This is a genomic window from Candidatus Fermentibacter sp. (assembly GCA_030373045.1).
Classification (GTDB): Bacteria; Fermentibacterota; Fermentibacteria; order Fermentibacterales; family Fermentibacteraceae; genus Fermentibacter.
Map to the genome: position 1 here is coordinate 1 of JAUCPW010000026.1, position 20,627 is coordinate 20,627.

The 20,627-nt window shown below is 66.7% G+C and carries 19 protein-coding genes; all 19 read left to right on the forward strand.

All coding sequences use genetic code 11. From position 1 onward, the window contains the following. On the forward strand, positions 1–885 hold an 885-nt coding region (locus QUS11_04970), incomplete at its 5' end, for a hypothetical protein (GenBank protein MDM7992645.1). Further along, positions 885–1,265 (forward strand): RuvX/YqgF family protein, encoded by a 381-nt coding sequence (locus QUS11_04975; GenBank protein MDM7992646.1) that lies wholly within the window; start codon positions 885–887, stop codon positions 1,263–1,265. The genes QUS11_04970 and QUS11_04975, both read left to right, overlap by 1 nt. Beyond that, on the forward strand, positions 1,262–2,266 hold the full coding sequence (mltG, locus tag QUS11_04980) for an endolytic transglycosylase MltG (GenBank protein MDM7992647.1): 1,005 nt from the start codon (positions 1,262–1,264) through the stop codon (positions 2,264–2,266). Before QUS11_04975 ends, mltG begins: the two co-directional genes overlap by 4 nt. Positions 2,267–2,325: 59 nt before the next feature. Then, a complete protein-coding gene (locus QUS11_04985) occupies positions 2,326–2,853 on the forward strand; it encodes a hypothetical protein (protein MDM7992648.1) in 528 nt (175 codons plus the stop codon). Positions 2,854–2,875: 22 nt separating this feature from the next. Further along, the gene (locus tag QUS11_04990) at positions 2,876–3,997 is read left to right on the forward strand and encodes an SPFH domain-containing protein (protein MDM7992649.1); all 1,122 of its coding nucleotides are present in this window, start codon (positions 2,876–2,878) and stop codon (positions 3,995–3,997) included. 7 nt (positions 3,998–4,004) lie between these two features. Next, on the forward strand, positions 4,005–5,666 hold the full coding sequence (locus QUS11_04995) for an AMP-binding protein (GenBank protein MDM7992650.1): 1,662 nt from the start codon (positions 4,005–4,007) through the stop codon (positions 5,664–5,666). A 5-nt stretch (positions 5,667–5,671) separates the two neighbouring features. Further along, positions 5,672–6,478 (forward strand): 3-deoxy-7-phosphoheptulonate synthase, encoded by an 807-nt coding sequence (gene aroF, locus QUS11_05000; protein MDM7992651.1) that lies wholly within the window; start codon positions 5,672–5,674, stop codon positions 6,476–6,478. 1 nt (position 6,479) lies between these two features. Continuing rightward, positions 6,480–7,517, forward strand: a complete 1,038-nt coding sequence (locus QUS11_05005; protein MDM7992652.1) for an ATP-dependent 6-phosphofructokinase — start codon at positions 6,480–6,482, stop codon at positions 7,515–7,517. 13 nt (positions 7,518–7,530) lie between these two features. After that, the gene (gap, locus tag QUS11_05010; protein ID MDM7992653.1) at positions 7,531–8,532 is read left to right on the forward strand and encodes a type I glyceraldehyde-3-phosphate dehydrogenase; all 1,002 of its coding nucleotides are present in this window, start codon (positions 7,531–7,533) and stop codon (positions 8,530–8,532) included. Then, entirely contained in the window at positions 8,529–9,722 is a 1,194-nt protein-coding gene (locus tag QUS11_05015; protein MDM7992654.1) for a phosphoglycerate kinase, read from the forward strand. Before gap ends, QUS11_05015 begins: the two co-directional genes overlap by 4 nt. 20 nt (positions 9,723–9,742) lie before the next feature. Beyond that, a complete protein-coding gene (gene tpiA / locus QUS11_05020) occupies positions 9,743–10,522 on the forward strand; it encodes a triose-phosphate isomerase (protein ID MDM7992655.1) in 780 nt (259 codons plus the stop codon). Continuing rightward, positions 10,519–11,337, forward strand: a complete 819-nt coding sequence (locus QUS11_05025; protein ID MDM7992656.1) for a CPBP family intramembrane metalloprotease — start codon at positions 10,519–10,521, stop codon at positions 11,335–11,337. The genes tpiA and QUS11_05025 overlap by 4 nt, the downstream gene beginning before the upstream one ends. Beyond that, positions 11,334–12,734 (forward strand): radical SAM protein, encoded by a 1,401-nt coding sequence (locus QUS11_05030; GenBank protein ID MDM7992657.1) that lies wholly within the window; start codon positions 11,334–11,336, stop codon positions 12,732–12,734. Before QUS11_05025 ends, QUS11_05030 begins: the two co-directional genes overlap by 4 nt. A gap of 32 nt (positions 12,735–12,766) precedes the next feature. Beyond that, entirely contained in the window at positions 12,767–14,035 is a 1,269-nt protein-coding gene (locus QUS11_05035) for an SUMF1/EgtB/PvdO family nonheme iron enzyme (protein ID MDM7992658.1), read from the forward strand. Positions 14,036–14,082: 47 nt separating this feature from the next. Continuing rightward, the gene (locus tag QUS11_05040) at positions 14,083–15,801 is read left to right on the forward strand and encodes an AMP-binding protein (protein ID MDM7992659.1); all 1,719 of its coding nucleotides are present in this window, start codon (positions 14,083–14,085) and stop codon (positions 15,799–15,801) included. A gap of 288 nt (positions 15,802–16,089) precedes the next feature. Next, positions 16,090–17,148: an N-acetyl sugar amidotransferase gene (locus tag QUS11_05045; protein MDM7992660.1), complete on the forward strand. Its 1,059-nt coding sequence runs from the start codon at positions 16,090–16,092 to the stop codon at positions 17,146–17,148. Positions 17,149–17,382: 234 nt separating this feature from the next. Further along, positions 17,383–17,514, forward strand: a complete 132-nt coding sequence (locus QUS11_05050) for a hypothetical protein (GenBank protein MDM7992661.1) — start codon at positions 17,383–17,385, stop codon at positions 17,512–17,514. After that, positions 17,511–19,145 carry a lipid II flippase MurJ gene (locus tag QUS11_05055; protein ID MDM7992662.1) on the forward strand — a complete coding sequence of 545 codons (1,635 nt, stop codon included), beginning with the start codon at positions 17,511–17,513 and terminating at the stop codon, positions 19,143–19,145. Before QUS11_05050 ends, QUS11_05055 begins: the two co-directional genes overlap by 4 nt. Next, positions 19,142–20,506 (forward strand): radical SAM protein, encoded by a 1,365-nt coding sequence (locus QUS11_05060; GenBank protein MDM7992663.1) that lies wholly within the window; start codon positions 19,142–19,144, stop codon positions 20,504–20,506. Before QUS11_05055 ends, QUS11_05060 begins: the two co-directional genes overlap by 4 nt. Positions 20,507–20,627: the final 121 nt, after the last annotated feature.

Sequence of the window (20,627 nt, forward strand, 5' to 3'; positions counted from 1 at the left end):
GGGAGGGCGGCGGCAATACTCACAGCATATTCGGCGGTCCTGGCGGCCCTTGCCCTCTCGCTCACCGGTTTGGGTTTCTGGGGGTGGCACGCCTCTTTGGCCGGCGAAGCCGGCCTTTCCCGGTCGAGGGACTCCGTCTTCAGGCGGGGGGGGCTGTCCAGGGCGCTGGTCGAGAAGGAGGCGCTGCTCTTCGCCCGGGATCCCGTGCAGTGGAGCCAGCTCGCGCTCCTGGGCGGCCTTTTCCTGATGTATGCCGGCAACCTCGACGAACTGCCCGTGGAATTCGCGCAAAGGGTCTGGCTGGGGGTGGCGGTCTTCATGAACATCTCGTTCTCGGGTTTCGTGATGGCGACCCTGATGGTCAGGTTCTCGTTCCCATCCATAAGCATGGAGGGGCCGGGCCTCGCCTCGCTGCTGCAGATGCCCGCCGCCCGCCGGACGCTCCTACGCACCAAGTGGGCCGTGGCGCTCGTGTGCATCATGCCCCTGGTGCTCGGAGCCGGGATCCTGTCCACGGTGAGGATGGGCGCTGGCGCGCTGTTCCTGGCCGAGACGGTTGCGGCGATCATCCTGATGTCCTCTGCGCTCGCAAGCATCAACACGGCCATGGGCGCGATATATCCCAGCTTCACGGACAACAGCCCCGCCAGCATTGCCAGCGGCCAGGGGGGCATCCTGGCGGCATTCGCCTCGATGGGCTACGTCCTTGCGATGGTGACCGCGATCTCGTTCTCGACCCGGGAATACCTGTCCTCGGGCATGAGCAGCAGAGCCCTGGCCGGATCCCTGTGGAAGAGCGCCCTGTTCATGGTGCCTCTCACGGCGGTCGTAAGCGCCGCCTCGATGCGCGGGGCGGCGAGGAGCCTGGGCAGGAGGGACTTCTGATGACCCTTGCACTCGACTACGGCAGGGCCAGGACCGGAGTCGCGATTCTCGAAGGAGGGATCCCGCTGCCTGCGGAGCCCGTCCTCGGAGACCGCAGGGCCGTGCTCGAGCGCGTGAGGTCGATGCTCTCGGGAGACGGTACCGACGTCGTCGTCCTCGGGCTTCCCCTGGCCTCGGGAAGGCGGCCTACCGAGATGTCCATGGAGGTGGAGGCCCTGGCGGAAGCTATCCGGGGACTCGGTGCCGGGGTGGCGCTGGTAGGGGAGTGGGGAAGCTCGGTCGAAGCGCGCTCCATGCCCGTGAAGCACCGGAGGAGGACCGGCAGGACGGATTCCCTGGCGGCGCTCGTCATCCTCGAGCGATACCTGGCGGGATCGTGAGGAGGTCCTGTCTTCTGCTGCCTGCTCTGCTGGCGGCGGTTGCCGCCGCGGGCGTCCTCGCCCTGTCGTGGGCATCGGGCGCCCCGGGGGGCGGGCGCGAGGTCCTGTTCACGGTGCAGGAGGGCTGGGGTGCGGCGAGGATAGCGGGTGCCCTCAGCGACTCCGGGCTCGTGAGGTCCAGGCTCTACGTTCTCGCCAGGGCGAGGATGCTCGGCGTCTCGACGATGTTCCAGGCCGGCACGTACAGGTTCGACTCCTCGATGGAGCCCGACAGCATCATCTCGCTCATGGCCCGCGGAGAGGTCGTGCCCGAGCCGACCCACTGGGTGACGGTGCCCGAGGGTCTCAGGCTCGAGGAGACGCTCCCGCTGCTGTCGGAGCACCTCGACATGCCGCTCGACAGCCTGGAGGCGGCCGCCTGCGACGATTCGCTCCTCTCGGAACTCGGGCTGACATCCCTCGAGGGATTCCTCTTCCCCGAGACCTACGAGTTCGCCGATTCGCTCCCCGCAAGGTCGGTCCTGGCCAGGATGGTGCGCACCGGGCTCGAACGCCGCGATTCCTCATGGCTCGCCCGGGTCGAGGGTCTGGGGCTTTCGGGCGGATCGGCCGTAGTGCTGGCCTCGATCGTCGAGAGGGAGGCGAGGATCGACGAGGAGAGGCCCCTGGTCGCCGGAGTCTTCCTGAACAGGCTCTCGGCGGGCATGAGGCTCGAGAGCTGCGCCACGGTCCAGTATGCGCTGGGGGCGGTCAGGGAGAGGCTGACCTACGCCGACCTCCGGATCGAGAGCCCCTACAACACCTACCTGCATCCCGGCCTTCCTCCCGGACCCATCTGCTCTCCCGGGATGCCGTCGCTCGAGGCCGTGGCGAACCCCGACATGTCGGAGGGATACATGTACTTCGTCAGCAGGGAGGACGGATCCGGGGGGCACCTCTTCGCACGCACGCTGGCCGGGCACTACGCCAACATCAGGGAGGCGAGGTCGGGACAGCATTGACGGGGTGATGCCCGATCGTATCTTGACCATGTGATGGATTGCCGGAAAGGATGGGGGTAATGGGCGACGAGGAAAGGAAACTGGGCTTCCTGGAGAAGGCCATCAGGCTGATCCCGGGATACAAGGGCTACAAGAACAAGGAGGAGCGGAGGGACAACGACCAGCTCTTCAGGGGCCAGCTCGTCCAGAAGCTCGATGCCGTAAGGATCGGTCTCAACGAGGTCATCAACGGCCTCAGGGGTCCGGCCGCCCTCGCTGCCGCGGGCGACATGGACAGGCTGGTCAAGAGGCTCGAGCAGGTCACGGACGAGGTCCGCTTCGCCGAGAGGGGCTACCGCGGCTGGTTCGACATGCACAAGGTGCGCGAGGAGGAACTCGACAGGCTGTACGAGTTCGACTCCGGCCTCGCCGAGGACGTGGCTCTGCTCGAAACCGCCCTGGGCTCCCTGGGCGAGGCCGCCAGGAGCGGAGAGCCGTTCACCGCCCACACCGGGGGCATGCTCGACATCCTGTTCAAATTCAGCGGCAAGATGGCTTCGCGGAGCAACCTCCTGATAGATCTCGAACGCAACAGGCCGATGGACTGAAGGAACCGGGAGGGGACCGAAGATGGTCAAGAAGCTTGAGATCATCGAGTGGCTCGATGATACCGGCAAGGAGATAGTCCACAGGGAGCCCCAGTCGGGCTCCGGCGAGTTCCGGATCGGCAGCCAGCTCGTCGTGAGAGAGAGCCAGGAGGCCGTCTTCTTCAGGGACGGCAAGGCCATGGGCGTGCTGGGACCGGGGCGCCACACCCTGACCACCCAGAACATCCCCTTCCTGACGGAGCTCGTCGGGATGGCCTTCGAGGGAGAGGGCTCGCCCTTCCGGGCGGAGGTCTACTACGTAAGCAAGAAGACCTTCGTCGACATGAAGTGGGGCACCAAGGAGCCGATCATATTCCGCGACAAGGAACTGGCCATGGTCCGGCTCCGGGCCTTCGGCCAGTTCTCCATAAAGGTGAACGAGAGCCTGCTCTTCGTGAACAAGCTCGTCGGCACCGAGGGGCGATATACCGCCGACGCGATCGAGGGCTTCCTCAAGGGCGTGATCATCTCCCGCCTGGCGGACCTCCTGGGCGAGACCCTCGAGAGCATCTTCGACCTCGCCAGGGTCTACGACGAGATAGGAACCCTCGGCAAGGCCAGGCTCGCCGACGACTTCGAGAAGTACGGCATCCAGCTCGTCGACTTCTACATCAACGCCATCACGCCGCCCGAGGAGGTCCAGAAGAGGATCGACGAGCGCTCCTCCATGGGCGCGCTGGGCGACATGAACGCCTACATGCGCTACAAGACGGCCACGGCCATCAGCGATGCGGCCCAGAACGAGTCGGGCGGCGGCGGGGCGGCCACCGGCGTCGGGCTCGGAGCCGGGGTCGGCATGGGCGCGACCATGGCCCAGATGATGACCCAGTCGCTCAACCAGGGCCAGCCCCAGCAGGGCGCCGCGGCTGCGGCCGCCCTCGTGGTCTGCCCTTCGTGCAGGAAGCAGGTTCCCCCGGCGAAGTTCTGCCCCGAGTGCGGCAAGGCAATGGGCGCAAGCTGCCCCAAGTGCGGCGCCGCCATCGCCAACGGGGCGAAGTTCTGCCCCGAGTGCGGGCAGAAGCTGGGCGGGCAGACCTGCTCGTGCGGCGCGGAGATACCTTCCGGCAGCAAGTTCTGCCCGGACTGCGGCAAGAAGGTCGAGTAGCACAGAAGTGCCCCCGACCGTCCACGGGCTGCTGGAGGCGGCCGCTTCCGCCAGAGGCGGGGCGATCGCACTGCGAGACGATGCGGGCAGCCTTTCCTACGCCGACTGGGAGGCGGCCAGCCTGAACCTGGCCGCCCTCCTCGCCGAGGCCGGCGTCAGGAAGGGCGACACCGTGGGTGTCTCGTGCGGCAAGACCGTGCTCCTGCCGGTTTCTTTCACCGCTGTTTCGCTCGCCGGGGCGCGGTTCATGGCATTCTCCGGCGACTGGCCCGAGCCCGCGGCCAGGCGGATGCTCCCGCCCTCCCCGAGGTCGTGGCTGCTGTCCTTCGACGGGCCGGGGACGGTTCCCGCCGGGGTCAGACACCTGAGATTCCAGCCTTCGGAGGCGCTCGGAGGGCGGAGGACCCCCGCCGACCTCCCGGAGATCGATTCCGGCGACGATTTCTACATGAACGTGACATCGGCCTCCACAGGGCTTCCCAAGATCGCGCCCATCACCCATGACGCCCTCCTGGCCAACACCGGGGCGGTGTGCGAGGCGCTCGGACTGCGCGGCGACGATGTCCACATGTCGCTCTTCTCGGCCTCCGGGCACCCCCATGAACTCTTCATCAGGGGCCTCTACCTCGGGGGCACCACCGTACTGACCGAGGGCAGGTACCCCCGCAGCGCGCTCCGGCTCATCTCCGACGCCCGCGTGACTGCACTGATGGGTCTCCCTCCCCAGCTCGACGGTCTCGCGAGGGTCTGCAGCCGCGAGGACGCCGACCTTTCGGGGCTCCGGATCGCCGAAGCCGGCGGCATGCACTCCTCCCCCGGGTTTCTCGCGCGGTTCCATGAACTGACCGGCGTGGACGCAGTACCGGTATGGGGCAGCACGGAGACCTCGGGAGTGGCGCTGTACGGCGACGCCAACGCCGAAGGGCTGTCGAGGGTGGTGGGGGGCTATTCGGTGGAGCTCGCCGATCCCGGAGGTTCGATCATCGGAGGCGACGGGGAGGGCGAGCTGAGGATCGCCGGCCCGGCGGTCGTCAGAGGCTATGCAGGTGACAGGATGTCCACCGAGGAGCACTTCAGGGACGGCTGGTTCCTCACCGGCGACGTGTTCAGGCGGGAATCGGGAGTCCTGCACTTCCTGGGGCGCAGGGGCGGGCTGATCAAGTCGGCAGGCCTCAAGGTCTTCCCCCTCGAGGTGGAGCTGGCCATCCTGAGACACCCCGACGTACTCGACACGGCCGTCTCCGGCGAGGATTTCCCGGGCAGGGGGGAGACGGTGGTCGCGAGGGTCGTCCCGAGGCCGGGCAGCGACCTCTCGTCGCCGTCGCTCCGGGAGTTCCTCAGGGGCATCCTCGACGGCTACAAGATCCCTCACAAGTTCCACATGGTTCCCGACCTGCCGAGGACCCCGGGCGGGAAGATCGACAGGAATGCCCTTGGTTCCCCGCCATCCTCGGCCGACTGGAAGGGCGAGATCCTGAGAACGGATGTGGAACTCGTCAGGCTCCTCAACCACAGGGCCTCGTCCATGGCCCTCTCCGGGCAGGCGTACGATCCCGGCTGGGTGGAGGAGCAGCTCGACAACGCGGCCGGTCACAATCCCGGCCCCGTCTCGGACGATACCATAAGGTCGATCATGTCCTTCATCATCCGGTCCGTGGCCAGGCGATGAGCGCCATGAGAGTCGTCGTGAGGGTCGGAAGGGATTCCGCGGTCACCCCGGTGGATTTCGGCGGGGGGGCTCCGGTTCTGATAGCCGGGCCGTGCGCCGTCGAGGATCTGCCGATGATGAGGGAGTGCGCGGGCGCCGCCCGCATCGCCGGTGCCGGGCTCCTCAGGGGCGGCGCGTTCAAACCGCGGACATCCCCGCATTCGTTCCAGGGTCTCGGGGCCGAGGGGCTCTCGATCCTGTCGGAAGTCCGGGCCGAGGCGGGGCTGCCGGTCGTGACCGAGGTCATGTCCTGCGCCCAGATAGGCCCCGCCCTCGAGGCCGTGGACATGCTCCAGGTCGGGGCCAGGAACATGCACAACTTCACGCTCCTGTCCGAGCTCGGGCGGTCAGGGGCCCCGGTGCTGCTCAAGCGAGGATTCATGGCCACCGTCGAGGAATGGCTGCTGGCTGCCGAGTACATACTGACCGAGGGCAATTCGCGGGTCGTGCTGTGCGAGCGGGGGATAAGGACCTTCGAGCCCTGGACGCGCAACACGCTCGACCTCTCGGCGGTGCCTCTGGCCAGGTCGAGGTCCGGCCTGCCGGTGATCGTCGACCCGTGCCACGCCACGGGCAGCCGCGACCTCGTCGGACCCATGTGCCATGCCGCCCTGGCATGCGGTGCGGACGGGCTGATGCTGGAGATACACCCCGATCCGGCCCGCGCCAGATCCGACGGCGACCAGTCGCTCGGATTCGAGGATTTCCGCGCGCTCGCGGCCGACCTGGCCGAGACCGCCGCTTTCTTCTGCAGTCACAGACAGGGAGGTTGAAGTGCATCTGGGCATCCTGACCGGCGGAGGAGACGCCCCCGGGCTCAACGCCGTGATCCGCGCCGTAGTCTACAGGGCGGTGGCGGGAGGGCATTCCGTGACGGGATTCCAGCGCGGTTGGAAGGGCGTCATAGAGAACCTCTCCAGGCCGCTCGGCATCGAGGATGTGCGCGACATCCAGAAACTGGGCGGCACGATCCTCCATTCCTCGCGCACCAATCCGTTCAAGATCGAGAACGGCCTCGGGATGATCGCCGCGACTCTGTCGTCCCATGCCGTCGACTGCCTCATCGCGGTCGGGGGGGAGGACACGCTCGGGGTCGCCAGCAGGCTGTCCGCCTCGGGAACCCGCGTGCTCGGAGTCCCCAAGACGATAGACAACGACCTCAACGCCACCGACTACACCTTCGGGTTCGACACCGCCATCAACTCCGTGACGGAAGCCCTGGACAGGCTCGAGACCACGGCCAGGAGCCACGAGCGCGTGATCGTGGTGGAGATCATGGGTCGCCACGCGGGATGGATGGCGCTCCACGGAGGCATAGCCGGAGGGGCCCACGTGATCCTTCTCCCCGAGGAGCCGTTCGATACCGACGAGATCTGTGCTCTCCTGAAGAGGCGCTTCGACGAGGGCCGGAGATGGGCGCTGGTGGCGGTGGCCGAAGGGGCCTCCGACCCCGGGCTCTCCAGGCAGATCATGCATTCCAGCGAACCCGACGCGTTCGGTCACGTGCAGCTCGGCACGGGCATCGGCATAGCCGAGGTGCTCGCCGGGGAGATAGAGCAGAGGAGCGGGCTCGAGACCAGGCACGTGATCCTCGGGCACCTGCAGCGGGGCGGCCCTCCCAGCGCCTTCGACAGGGTGCTCGGCACCAGGCTCGGAGTCAAGGTGGTGGAGATGGCCGAGGAGGGGGCCACCGGGCGGATGGCCTCCCTCATGGGCGGGGAGATAGTGTCCGTGGATCTCGCCGAGGCGGTAGGCACCCTCAGGACCGTGCCGCCCGACAGGTATGCCATGGCCAAACTTTTCTTCGGATAGGGCGGAGGATACCATGAGAGTAGCCATCAACGGCTTCGGGAGGATCGGGAGGCTCGTCTGCCGCAGGGCGGCCGGGATCGGCGGCATCGAGATAGTTGCGGTCAACGACGTGACGGACCCCGCCACGCTCGCCCACCTGCTGAAGTACGATTCGGTGCACGGCAGGTTCCGGGGCGAGGTCGCGGTCGAGGGGGATTCCATCAGGGCAGGCGGATCGTCCTTCCGGGTGCTGAGCGTCAAGGACCCCGCCGCCCTCCCGTGGAAGGACATGGGCGTAGACATCGTGGTCGAGGCCACGGGCCTGTTCACCGCGCGCGACAAGGCCGCGGCGCACCTTTCCGCCGGCGCCCGCAGGGTCCTCGTGAGCGCTCCGGCGAAGGGAGCCGACCTGACCGCCGTGATGGGGGTCAACAACCACAGGTACGATCCCGCGTCGCATTTCGTGGTCTCGACCGCGAGCTGCACCACCAACTGCCTCGCGCCGGTCGCGAAGGTGCTCAACGACTCGTTCGGGATCGTGACCGGGCTGATGACGACGATACACGCCTACACCAACGACCAGAGGATCCTCGACCTCCCTCACAAGGACAGGAGGCGGGCGCGGGCTGCCGCCGTCAACGTGATCCCGACCACCACGGGCGCCGCGGCGGCGATAGGGGAGGTCATACCCGAGCTGAAGGGCAGGCTCGACGGCTTCGCCGTTCGCGTACCGGTACCGGACGGCTCGCTGGTCGACCTCACCTGCAGGCTCGAGAACCCCGTCACGGTCGAGTCCGTCAACGAAGCGATGAGGGCGGCCGCATCCGGCCCTCTCTCCGGGGTGCTCGAGTACAGCACCGAACCCCTGGTCTCGTCCGACATCGTGGGCAACCCGGCCAGCTCGGTCTTCGACTCCGAGTTCACCCGGGTCGTGGGCGAGAAGACCGTGAAGGTCATCTCCTGGTACGACAACGAATGGGGCTACTCCTGCCGCATGGTGGACATGCTGAAGCACATGGGCGAGGCCGGGCTGTGAGCCGCCCGTCTCTTGCCGAAGCGGACCTGTCCGGCAGGAGGGTCTTCCTCAGGGCCGACCTGAACGTCCCGATCGAATCTGGCCGGGTCGCGGACGACACCCGGATCCGTGCCGTCATCCCGACGATGACGACAATCCTGGGGCGCGGAGCGGCTCTGGTGGTGGCCAGCCACCTCGGGAGGCCCGACGGGAGGGTGGTTCCTGAGATGAGCCTCGCCCCCGTGGCCGAGAGGCTGTCGGAACTGCTGGGGCGGAGGGTCGTGATGGCCCCTGACTGCGTGGGGAAGCGCGTGGAGTCGATCGTATCCGCGATGAAGCCCGGAGATGTCGTCCTCCTCGAGAACCTCCGCTTCCATCCCGGCGAAGAGGCCGGAGACCCGGGCTTCGCCGGGGAACTCGCCGCTCTGGCCGATGTGTACGTCAACGACGCCTTCGGAACCTGCCACAGGGCCCACGCTTCGATGACGGGCGTCCCGTCCGTGCTCGGGGGCGGGTATGCCGGCCTGCTGGTAATGAAGGAGCTCGACTTCTTCGGCAGGGCGACCGGCAGCCCCGAGAGGCCGTTCACCCTCCTTCTCGGCGGGGCGAAGGTGTCGGACAAGGTCCCTGTGATCGAGAACCTCATAGACAAGGTCGATTCGATACTGGTCGGGGGAGGGATGGCCTTCACGTTCCTTGCCGCCGCCGGCATGGACGTGGGCAGGAGCCTGCTCGAGAAGGAGATGGTCGGAACCGCGGCCACGCTCGCGGCAAAGGCCCGGGATGCAGGCGTGGACCTCGTTCTCCCCGTCGACGTTGTGGTCGCGCCGTCGCCCGACGCTGGCGCCTCGGCCGTGACCGTGCCCTCCGACGCCATCCCCCCGGACCGGGCGGGCTACGACATCGGCCCCCTTACCGGAGCGGCCTTCTCGTCGGTGATCGCCCGGAGCAGGACCGTGGTGTGGAACGGACCCATGGGCCTGTTCGAGAAGACCCCCTTCGACGCGGGGACGCGCGGGATGGCCGCCGCCCTGGCAGCCGCCACGAAGCTCGGCGCGGTCACCATCGTAGGCGGCGGTGATTCCGCCAGAGCCGTATCCGAGGCCGGCTTCGAGAACGACGTAAGCTTCGTGTCCACAGGCGGCGGAGTCGCCCTGAAGCTACTGCAGGGCAAGGAACTCGTGGCCCTGAAGGCCCTGGGGCGGGGCTGATGTCCGGGGAGGCAGGCTCCGTGGACGGAAGATGCCCGTTCTTCGGGGCCAACTGGAAAATGAACGGTTCCGGTATCGAGGGGCTGTCCTGGCTGGGGGCGCTGCAGTCCGCCGGGTCCGACGGCTCGCTCTCGGACCTGGACATCGCCCTGTTCCCCCCGTTCACCCTCCTGCCCGTGCTCTCGGAGGCGGCGAGGGAGGCCGGGGCCGCGCTGGGATCGCAGGACCTCTTCTACGAGAGCAGGGGAGCCTTCACCGGCGAGATCTCGGCGGGGATGCTGGTCGAGGCCGGATGCTCCTGGGCGATCGTCGGGCACAGCGAGAGGCGACACATCCTCGGCGAGTCGCATGACACGGTGGCCCGCAAGCTCCGAGCCGCCCTCGGATCCGGCCTTGGCGTGGTGCTCTGCGTCGGCGAGACCCTCCCCGAGCGTGAGGCCGGGATGGAGAAGGCCGTCGTCGAGGAGATGCTGGGATCCGCCCTGGCGGGAATAGCCGACCCCGATCCTGCCGTGATAGTCGTGGCATACGAACCTGTGTGGGCGATAGGCACGGGCAGGAATGCGACTCCGGAGCAGGCGTCGGCCATGCACGGTCACGTCAGGGGAGTGCTCGCACGGCTCCATCCCGGGCCTTTCGCCGGCTCCTGCAGGATCATCTACGGGGGCAGCGTGAACCCGGGCAACGCCGGATCCATCCTCGCGATGCCCGACGTCGACGGAGCGCTCGTGGGCGGGGCCAGTCTCGATGCAGGCTCCTTCCTCGGCATAATCGAGTCCCGGAGGCACACGTCGGGATGACTCCATCCCTCGATGCGCCCGGCGGTCGGACTGCACCCCGGGGGATCCCCGCCAGGATAGGCATCGTCCTGTCGGCCATCGCCGGCATGTTCGTCTTCAGGTTCGCCCTGCGGGCCGCGGGGGTGCTCGACCTCCCGGGCGCATGGCTGTGGGGGACCGCCGCCTGCACCATCCCCGCGGTGCTGCCGCTCTGGTTCCTCCTGCCGACGCCGTGGCCGAGGCTCGGGTTCGGGAAACCCTGGCTGGTGGCGTCTGCAGCAGCTCTGGTGCTGTTCCCGTTCGGCGTGTCCGCGGCCGTTTGCGGTCTGGGCAGGGGGGATGCCGGCGGCTGGGTTCCGATGGCCTTCGTGCTGCTCCTGGTGGCCGCCTCCGAGGAACTGCAGTTCAGGTGCTTCCTCCTCGACGCCTTCCACATGAAAGGGAGCGGGATCCTGCCGGTGCTGGCATCCTCCGCCCTCTTCGCGGCCGTCCACCTGGACAATCCGGGTTCCGATGCGCCCGGGATCGCCAACATCCTGCTGTTCGGGATCCTCCTGGGGATGCTGAGGGTGCTCGGTACGGGGCTCGCCGGGCTCTCCCTGGTCCACTGGGCCTGGAACCTCTTCACCGGCATGGTGGCGGGATGGAACGTCAGCGGCATCGAGCTGCCGTCGATCTGGGAGCCCCTGTCGGATCCGTTCGGGGCCTTCGGCCCGGAATCCTCACTTCTGCTGACTGCGGTCCTGCTCGCCGGCACCGCTGGTCTGACCATCCTCGCGCGATCCGGGAGCAGGGCCGCCCGCGGGCGGCAGGCTGCATCCGAGGAGACGACTTGAGCCGCACACTGCTCGTGAATCCACCCTCCGCGATCGGCGTCTACGACAAGAGCCACATCCGGGTCGCCATCACCTCCGCACCCTTCATCACGCTGGCCAGCCTCGCCGGAGCGCTGCTGGAGGCCGGCATGGAGGCGGCCATAGCCGATCTCATGATAGAGGGGAGGCCCGAGGAGGCCTACAGGAGGCTGCTCAGGGAATACAGGCCCGACTTCGTCGGGATCACCTTCACCACTCCGCTGTGGAGCGAAGCCCGCCGCCTGGCGGAGATCGCGAGGGAGGAACTCCCCGGGGTCACGACGATCGCAGGCGGCGTGCACGCCACCACCCTTCCGGAAGAGTCCCTAGTGAGCGGGGCCTTCGACATCGTGGCGATGGGCGAGGGCGAGAGGACCATCGTCGAGATCTGCAGGGGGGACGATCCCTCCGGAATCGCCGGCGTGGCGTTCCGGAGGGACGGGAAGGTCGTCCTGACTCCACCCAGGGAGATGATCGCCGATCTCGACGACCTGCCCCTGCCGGCCTGGCAGCTCCACGACCTGTGCTTCTACAGGTCTCCCCACATAGCCGCCCGGAGGAATCCGGTGGGTTACATGGAGACCAACCGCGGGTGCAACCACCACTGCCTCTACTGCAGCCAGACGATCTTCGGCCACTCCGTGAGGTGCAAGTCCCCCGGGCGGGTCGTGGACGAGATGTTCCGGATGCTCGATATCGGATTCAGGGACATACACATAAAGGACAACAACTTCACCGCCGACATCGCCCGGGCTTCCGAGGTCTGCGAGCTCATGGTCAGGCGCGGCTTCCCGGCTCCGTGGGCCCTGCCGACCGGTGTCAACGTACATGACGTCGACGAGGGTTTCTTCAGGCTCGCGAAGAGGGCGGGATGCTACCAGGTCGCGTTCGGGATCGAGAGCGGGGTGGACGGGATACTGGCCGGGGTGAACAAGAAGCAGTCGGCGGAGAGGATCAGGGATGCCGTGGGTATGGCGCACAGGGCCGGCATCGAGACGGTGGGGTTCTTCATGGTCGGCCTACCCGGCGATACGGTCGAAACGATGGAGGAGACGATCAGGTTCGCGTGCTCCCTGCCACTGACATACGCGAAGGCATCGATGACCCTTCCCTTCCCGTCCTCGGCGCTCTACCGCAAGCTGAAGATGGAGGGCAGGATCAGGTCGGAGGACTGGGACAAGTACAACTTCCACTGCACGAGCGAGGTCTGGGAGCATGAAACGCTCGGCTGGGACGCCATCCGGAAGTACTACGGCCTCTTCCACAGGAGATTCTACTTCAGACCTTCCTACATATGGAGGAGGTTCTGGCGCGACTTGGCCATGGGACAGCTCTTCGACGACGCAAGAGCCGTCCTGGGCAACTCCTGGCTGGACTAGTGCGCAGGGCCGGCCTCCCGGATCCGAGCTGGGTGCTCCCGACGGAGCTGTGCCTCCTCGCGGCCGCGCTGGCTCTGCTGCTGGTGCCAGACTGGCCGAGGGGATTCGTGGCGGTGCAGAGCATCCCCTCCGGTTCCATGGTGACGCCCGAGGATTCCCCGGGCTTCAGGGCTCCGGCATGGCTCCCCGTTCCGGAGGGTGGGGTCAGGATCACCGTGACGCTCGACGGATACGTTCCGGCCGACACCCTCGTACTACCCGGCGACAGGAACGTGATAGTCTACCTGGACTACGTCTTCCCCGTGACGGTGACATCGAGGCCCTCGGGAGCGGCCGTGCTCGTTGACGGCAGGGACGCAGGCACGACGCCCGTGACCCTCGGGATCGCCGAGCCCGGGCGGCACGTCGTCAGCGCCGTGAGCGGCCGGGTGGAGCTCAGGGAGACGATCGTCCTGGCGGCCAACACGCCCTCGTCCCTCCATTTCAGCTTCCCCTCGGAGGCGGGCGGCGGCCTCGTATTCATCCCGGGCGGCGAGTACGAGTTCCAGGGAGGGCCGGGAGGCGGCCTGACCCCGCGGACCGTCTCGGTGGGCGACTTCTATCTCGGCAGGACCGAGGTGACGAACCTCGAGTTCTGCAACTTCCTCAACTCCATGGACCCCAGGGCGGTGCCCGACCCCGTGCTCGGCAGCGGGAAGACCGCCTTCCTGTCGGAGCTGTTCGCGTGCGACTACCCGCTCGAGATCGCGGCGATCGAAGCCGGCGGCTATCTCGTGATACCCGGCAGGGAGGGCTTCCCGGTCAGGGGGGTGACGTACGCCGCCTGTTCGCTCTACTGCGACTGGCTGACGCTGGTGGACGGGTCGCGGATGTCCTTCAGGCTCCCCTCCGAGATCGAGTGGGAGTACGCGGCATCCACCGGCGACGGGCGCACCTGGCCGTGGGGCGACTCCCAGCCCGACGGTTCCCTCCTCAACTGCTCGGATGCGAGCGAGACGATAGCCGCCAGGGCGCCCGAGATAAGCGACGGCTTCAGCGAGACTTCACCGGCGGGCAGCTTCCCGGGCAATCCCTGGGGGCTCGTGGACATGGCCGGGAACGTGTGGGAGTGGTGCTCGGACCTCCAGGGAGGTGGCTCATTGACCCCGCAGGATGCACCGGATACGATTGGATGCCTCAGGGGCGGCAGCTGGCTGTCCTCCCCGGGTGACTGCAGGTGCGCCGCCAGACTCATGCTGGACGTCGGGCTTGGATATCCGTTCGCCGGATTCAGGATTGCTGCGACGATGGACAGGCAGTGAGCGACTTCGGGGGTGGGATCGTGAGCAGGATCGTTCCCGGGGGGCCCTTGAACAACATTCCGGCCTTCGAGAGCGTGCCGGCCATGCTGGCCAGGGCCGCGGAGGCCCATCCCGGACGGGAGGCCATCAGGGAGCCTCTACCGGACGGCACCTGGCGCACCATCACATACGCCGACCTCTACCGGGATGTCGAGGCGATGGCTGCGGCCATGCTGGCCGAGAACCGGTCCCCCGTCGTGGGCGTAGTGGGGCGGAACAGCATCTCCTGGGCGGTCGTGTACCTCGCGGCACTGCGGAGCGGCGGGATCGTCGTCCCCATCGACAGGGAGCTGCCCTTCCAGGAGATGAGGGCCATCCTGCACTATTCCGGCGCCAACATGGCCTTTTTCGACTATTCCTACATGCAGGACTTCCTGGGAGGACCCGGCCACGGCCGCAACCTCAGGCTCGTGGCGATGAACTGCGCCGGCCCCGCCGGATGCTCCCTGTTCGAGGACATGCTCTCGGAGGGCAGAGGCGGCGAGGACAGGCTCCCCGTCGACTACGACGTCTCCGCCCCGGCGGCCATCTACTACACGTCGGGGACGATGGGCCAGGCCAAGGGCGTCATGCTGTGCCAGAGGAACCTGATCGCAGTCGTCAGGCAGACACGGCAGTTCATCGAGATCGAGGAGAACGACGTCTTCCTCTCGATCCTCCCCCTGCACCACACCTACGAGTGCAGCTGCGGGTTCCTGGCGCCTCTCAGCGCAGGGGCCACCTACATCATCTGCCGGGGGCTCAGGTATGTCGGCGAGGACATAGCCAACACCGGAGCCACCGTGATCCTGGCCGTTCCCCTTCTCTGGGAGACCGTCTACCGGAAGATCATGGAGGGGATCAGGGCGAAGCCCGGGGGAGCGCTGAAATACAGGATCGGCCTTGCGGTGGCCGGCGCGGCCGAGGCCATCGGCTCCCAGGGGCTGCGAAGGAAGCTGTTCGCACCGGTCCACTCGAAATTCGGAGGCAGGATCAGGTTCCTCATCTCCGGGGGCGCGGGGATCGATCCCGAGATCTCGAAGGGGTTCCTCAAGCTCGGGTTCAAGTTCCTCCAGGGCTACGGGCTGACCGAGGCTTCGCCCCTCGTGTCGGTCAACAGGCCGGGCGCGAACGTGCCCGAGTCTGTCGGCCCGGTGCTGGCGGACATGGACGTCCGCATCGACGATCCCGACGTGGACGGCGTCGGCGAGATCTCGGTGAAGGGCCCCAACGTGATGCTGGGATACCACAACGACCCGGCCGAGACGGCGAAGGTCCTGTCCCCGGACGGCTGGCTGCGTACCGGCGACTTCGGATTCGTCGACAACGGCGGATTCCTCCACATCACGGGGCGCAAGAAGAACGTGATAGTGGCGAAGAACGGGAAGAACGTCTATCCGGAGGAGATAGAGGCCAAGCTCAACCGCTCCGACTTCATCTCGGAATGCATGGTCTTCGGGAGGGAATCGAAGACCAAGGGCGAGGAGATATGGGTCGTCGTGGTGCCGGAAATGGAGAAGCTGATCGAGAGGGCCGAGCAGAAGGGCGGGAGCCTCTCCACCGAGTACGCCCGTGACGTGATCTCGGCCGAGATCAGGCACTTCAACGCCGGTCAGCCGATCTACAAGCACATCTCGAGCTTCATCCTCAGGAGCGACGAACTGCCCAAGACCACCACCAGGAAGATCCGCCGCAGGGAGATCCTCAAGGAAGCGGGTCTCGAACCGCAGGCGGTCTTCAGGATCTGATGCGCCCATCCCTCGAATCCCCGGGCTCCTCCCGAAGGCGGGATGCCCTGGAATCCCGGCCGGGCACAGGCTGTCGAACCTCATTATTCTGCTGCTCTGCACCGGTCCGCCCCATGACCATGTCCATCTCTTCGAGAACGAACGTCCTGCAGGCGCTCTGCGGAGCGGCATCGCTCGCCCTCCCCGGGAGAGAAGACGGCAGGTGATCGACGGGGTTGGCAGGACGAGGTTCGATAGAATATGGTAAAATGACTTGATCCTCTGGACTGAACTATCGGGAGGACGGCCTTGAGCGAACAGACCAGGTGTTCGAGATGCATCCTGCCCGCGAACTACCCGAATGTCTCCTTCGACGCGGCCGGAGTCTGCAGAGTGTGCCGGGAGCATGACGCCCTCTACGGCTCGATCGACTGGAAAGCCAGGGAGGAGAGGCTGGGGAGGATCCTCGACCGCTACAGGGGACGAGGCCTGAAGTATGACTGCATGGTGCCCTTCTCCGGTGGCAAGGACTCGACGTTCACCCTCTGGACCATCAAGAACAGATACGGGATGAGGCCTCTGGCCTTCAACTTCGACAACGGGTTCCAGGACCCGGCAGCCCTTGCGACGGTGAAGGACTCCTGCAGGAGGCTCGGCGTCGATCTGGCCACCTACACTCCCGACAGGGGTCTTTTGAACAGGGTTTACAGGAGAGCCCTCGAACAGACCGGAGAGTTCTGCAGCAGCTGCGTCGTGCTCATGCCGACGGCCATCTTCAGGGCAGCCGACATGCACGGGATAAGGCTCATCGTCGCAGGGTTCTCGGACGAACTCGAGGCCCCGCCCCGCGAGACCTCCTGCATGGACCGCACCCGCTTCTGGAACATCATGAAGGGCGGCTTCAGCAAGAAGGATCTGGAGTGGGACTTCTTCTTCCCCTCGTGGAAGAGGATGTTCGGGGTGAAGCAGATCAATCTCCCGGACTACATCAGATGGGATCTCCCGATGATCTACGAGACCCTGAACAGGGAGCTCGACTTCGGCAGGTCGATCGCCAGCGTGAGGTACGACTGCCTGGGCACTCCTCACTCCAGCTACCTGTACTCCAGGAAGACGGGTTTCGGCAAGTACGAGTACCTCTATGCGAACATGGTGAGGGCAGGCGTGATCTCGAGGGAGGAAGCCCTCAGGATAGTGGAGGAACGCGAACCGAAGGAACCGCCCGACGGCTTCGACGGATTCCTCGCAGAGCTGGGGCTGGACCGCGGGATCCTCGACGGGATCCAGGAGAAGTCGCTCATCAACTTCAGACCGAGACCCGGACTCGTCAGGAAGGCGGCGATAAGGATCAGGGAGATGCTGCCCTGAGCCTTCCGACATCGGTCCGCGACCGGTATCCCCGGGCGGAGCGGGGAGCGTAGGGATCCCGGAGACCTGTCGGATCCCGTGCTCTCCATCGCGCCAGCACTCATATTACCCACTTCCCGGCCCTGGACAGGCAGTCCATGGCCTTCCCCGTATCCGCTTCGGCGGCCGCTGTCCGTACGGCCGCGATCCGTCCTCCGGTCCGGTGAACCGGCTCCAGGGCAGGAAAACGGCGAGATGTCGAACGAGAACCCCGGGGATGCCCAGGACCCCATCGGCATGGTCGGGAAGCTCGTACTCCGCAGGAACAGGAGATCCCTCCCGATGCCCGTCGTCATGCCCGAGCCGTCCCCGCCGGCAGATCCATGAAGCTCCATCCGGTCCTGAGGCGCATCCTCTCCCCCCTCGCCGGGCGGATCCCATCGCTCTCCGTACTGTCCTCGGGGAACCTTGCCGTCGCCGTGATCACCTTCCTCAGGCAGATGGTCATAGCACGGTCCTTCGGTACTTCCTGGCAGACCGATGCATACTCGGTGGCACTCCTCCTCCCGGTCATCCTGCGGGATGTCATCGCCCTCACGATCAACGCCACCCTCATCCCGAACTACTCCGACGTGCTGTTCCGCAAGGGCCCCGCCGCCGCATCCGCCCTCCTGAGCAGGGTAGTGAACTGGATTCTCGCTTCCACCCTGATCCTGTCCCTGAGCCTGTTCCTGCTCAGCGGGCCCCTCAGCTCGCTGATCGGGCCGGGGCTAAGTCCGGAGGCAGGCGACCTGACCTCCGAGCTGCTCAGGATCCTGTCTCCTACCATCATGCTCAGCGCCCTCAGCGGAACCCTGCAGGGTCTCTGCGATTCGCGGAGGCTCTATGGTCTCAATGCGCTCCTGAGGCTGGGGGAGGTCGCGGTCGCTCTCGCGGCCGTGATCGTCCTCGATGGTCCGCTCGGGATCCACGCGCTGCCGATCTCGATGCTGGCAGGATCGGTGGCTGTCGCAGCGGTGCTCCTGATGGCGTCCGGAAGGCTCCGGTACGGCTACCGGCCGCTCTTCGACCCATCCGATCCGGACTTCGCCAGGATGTTCAGGATGGCTCTCCCCGTCGTCGCTGGAGCCTCGGTGGTAGCCCTCGCCCCGATCTCGGACAAGATCCTGGGCTCCTTCCTCGCGGAGAACAGCCTCACATCGCTGGACTACGCGAACAGGATGATGACCGTCCTCTTCACTGTCGCCCTCGCCCCCGTGACCACCATCGCCATCGTGAACCTCTCCGAATTCGCCGCCAGGAGCGATCTGGCGGCAGCTCGCACGGAGGTCGGGAAACTGCTCCGCATCACATCGGCCCTGACCCTCCCCGGAGCGGCCATGCTCGTTCTCGCTGCGGAGCCGCTGGTATCGGTGCTCTTCCAGAGGGGTCTGTTCACCCCGGACGATACCGCCACGGTTGCCCGTGCCGTCCGGTTCTACTCGCCCTGGCTCCCGGCCTACGGGATCTGCGGAGTGCTCAGCATCTGCTTCTACTCGCTCAAGGACTCGAAGACGCCCATCATCGCGGCACTTTTCTCGATGGTCGCCAACATCCTCCTCAACATCATCCTCATGAGCCACCTCGGGATCGGAGGTCTGGCCCTCGGTACATCCCTCGCCTCCGCCGGGATGGCCGTCATGCTCTTCCAGGGGCTCAGGCGCAGGATCGGAGGGCCCGACCTGCCGGGCCTCGCGCGGAGCCATGCCGCCATCGCCGCAGGAACCCTGCTGATGGCTGCCTCGGTCTGGTCGGTCATGCATCTCGTCCCGTTCGACAGCTCCATGCCCTTTCCGGGCAGGCTCCTGACGCTGTCCGCATATCTGGCGGCCGGCATCCTGGTCTACGCCGCCTTCATGTCCCTGTGGCGCAGGCGTGGCGTTGACAGCACGGCTGCCGGAGCCGATACACCGGGAACTCCCCGTGGATGCGGAGGAATCGACAGGCCGCACGGAGGCGGAGGTCCGGAGGAACGATGAGGGTCGCACTGCTGCAGAACCGCTGGCGGGACAGGGAGTCGCCGGTCTACCCCCTCGGCCTGGCCAGCCTGGCCGCCGTGCTGAGGGACCGGCACGAGGTCAGATGCCTTGACGAGAGCATGGATCCCTCCGGCGGCGGGAGGATCCTCGACGAGATCGTCTCCTGGAGGCCCGACGTCATCGGGCTCGGGATGAGGAACTCCGATGCACTGAGCTATCCCGACATCATCAACGGGGATGTCCGGGACGCGTTCTCCCCCCTCGTGCGCCTGAGGGAAACCGCACGCACCCTCCGTGCCGCGCTACCCGGTGTGGTGCTTGTCGCAGGGGGCGCCGCCTTCACGATCTTCGCCCGCAGGGTCATGGATGTCGCGGAAGACCTCGACTTCGGGATCGTCGGCGAGGCCGAGTCCTCGCTTCCCGCTCTTCTGGAGGACCTGTCGCATCCGGAACTGGTCCCCGGCGTTGCATTCCGAAGGGACGGACGGACGGTGATGCCCGCCTCGGTGGCTACAGCCGACTTCGGGAGACTGCCCAGGCCCGACAGGGACATCATGGACGTCCGCCCGTACATCGCCCTCGGCAATCCCTGGACGGTAGGCGTCCAGACGAGGCGGGGATGCCTGATGAACTGCGCCTACTGCGTGTATCCCAGGATCAACGGGCCCGGGGTCAGGACGAGGGAGCCCGGGGATATCGTGGACGAGATCGAGGCGCTTGTCCGTGACTACGGGCTCGAGAGGTTCCAGTTCGCCGACAGCGTCTTCAACTGCCCCCAGGACCATGCGGCGGAAGTATGCCGGCAGATCATCCGGAGGGGCATCGACGTCGAGTGGTCGGCCTGGTTCGATCTGAAGCCCCTGGACGAGGAGTTCGCGAGGCTGGCGGTGGAGGCCGGATGCCGTCTCTTCGAGCTCTCGCCCGACGGATACACCGACCGGACCCTTGCCGGGCTCGGCAAGGACATCTCGCGGAATGACATCGTCAGGACATGCAGGATGCTCGCGCGGGTTCCGGGCGCACGCGCCTCGTTCAACTTCATCTACTCCGCGCCGGGCGAGACGCTGACGTCCGCGCTGAGACTGCTCTCCTTCAGGTTCCTCCTGAGGATCCGCAGCCGAGGGAGGTTCTCGACCGGCCCCCTGAACATGATCAGGATGCACCCCGGCACTCCGATCCACCAGATGGCACTCCGGGAGGGTCTGATCGACGGGGATGCCGAGCTCCTGCCGCTGGATCCCGCGGACATCCTCCGCACCTACTACCGCCCGAAGCCCATGGGCGCGGTGGAGAGGCTGTACATCGCGCTGATCAGACTCGGATCCCTGAAGAGGCGGCTGTTCCCGTCCAGGGCGGGCTGATCTCCGGTGGGCGGTTCCGTCCCTCCCCGAACGGGCATGGCTGCCCGCGGGAGTTCCCGGGAACCCGACGATCCCGTTTCAGCCGTACCCGGCGACCTCTCGCAATAACCGGGATACGTGG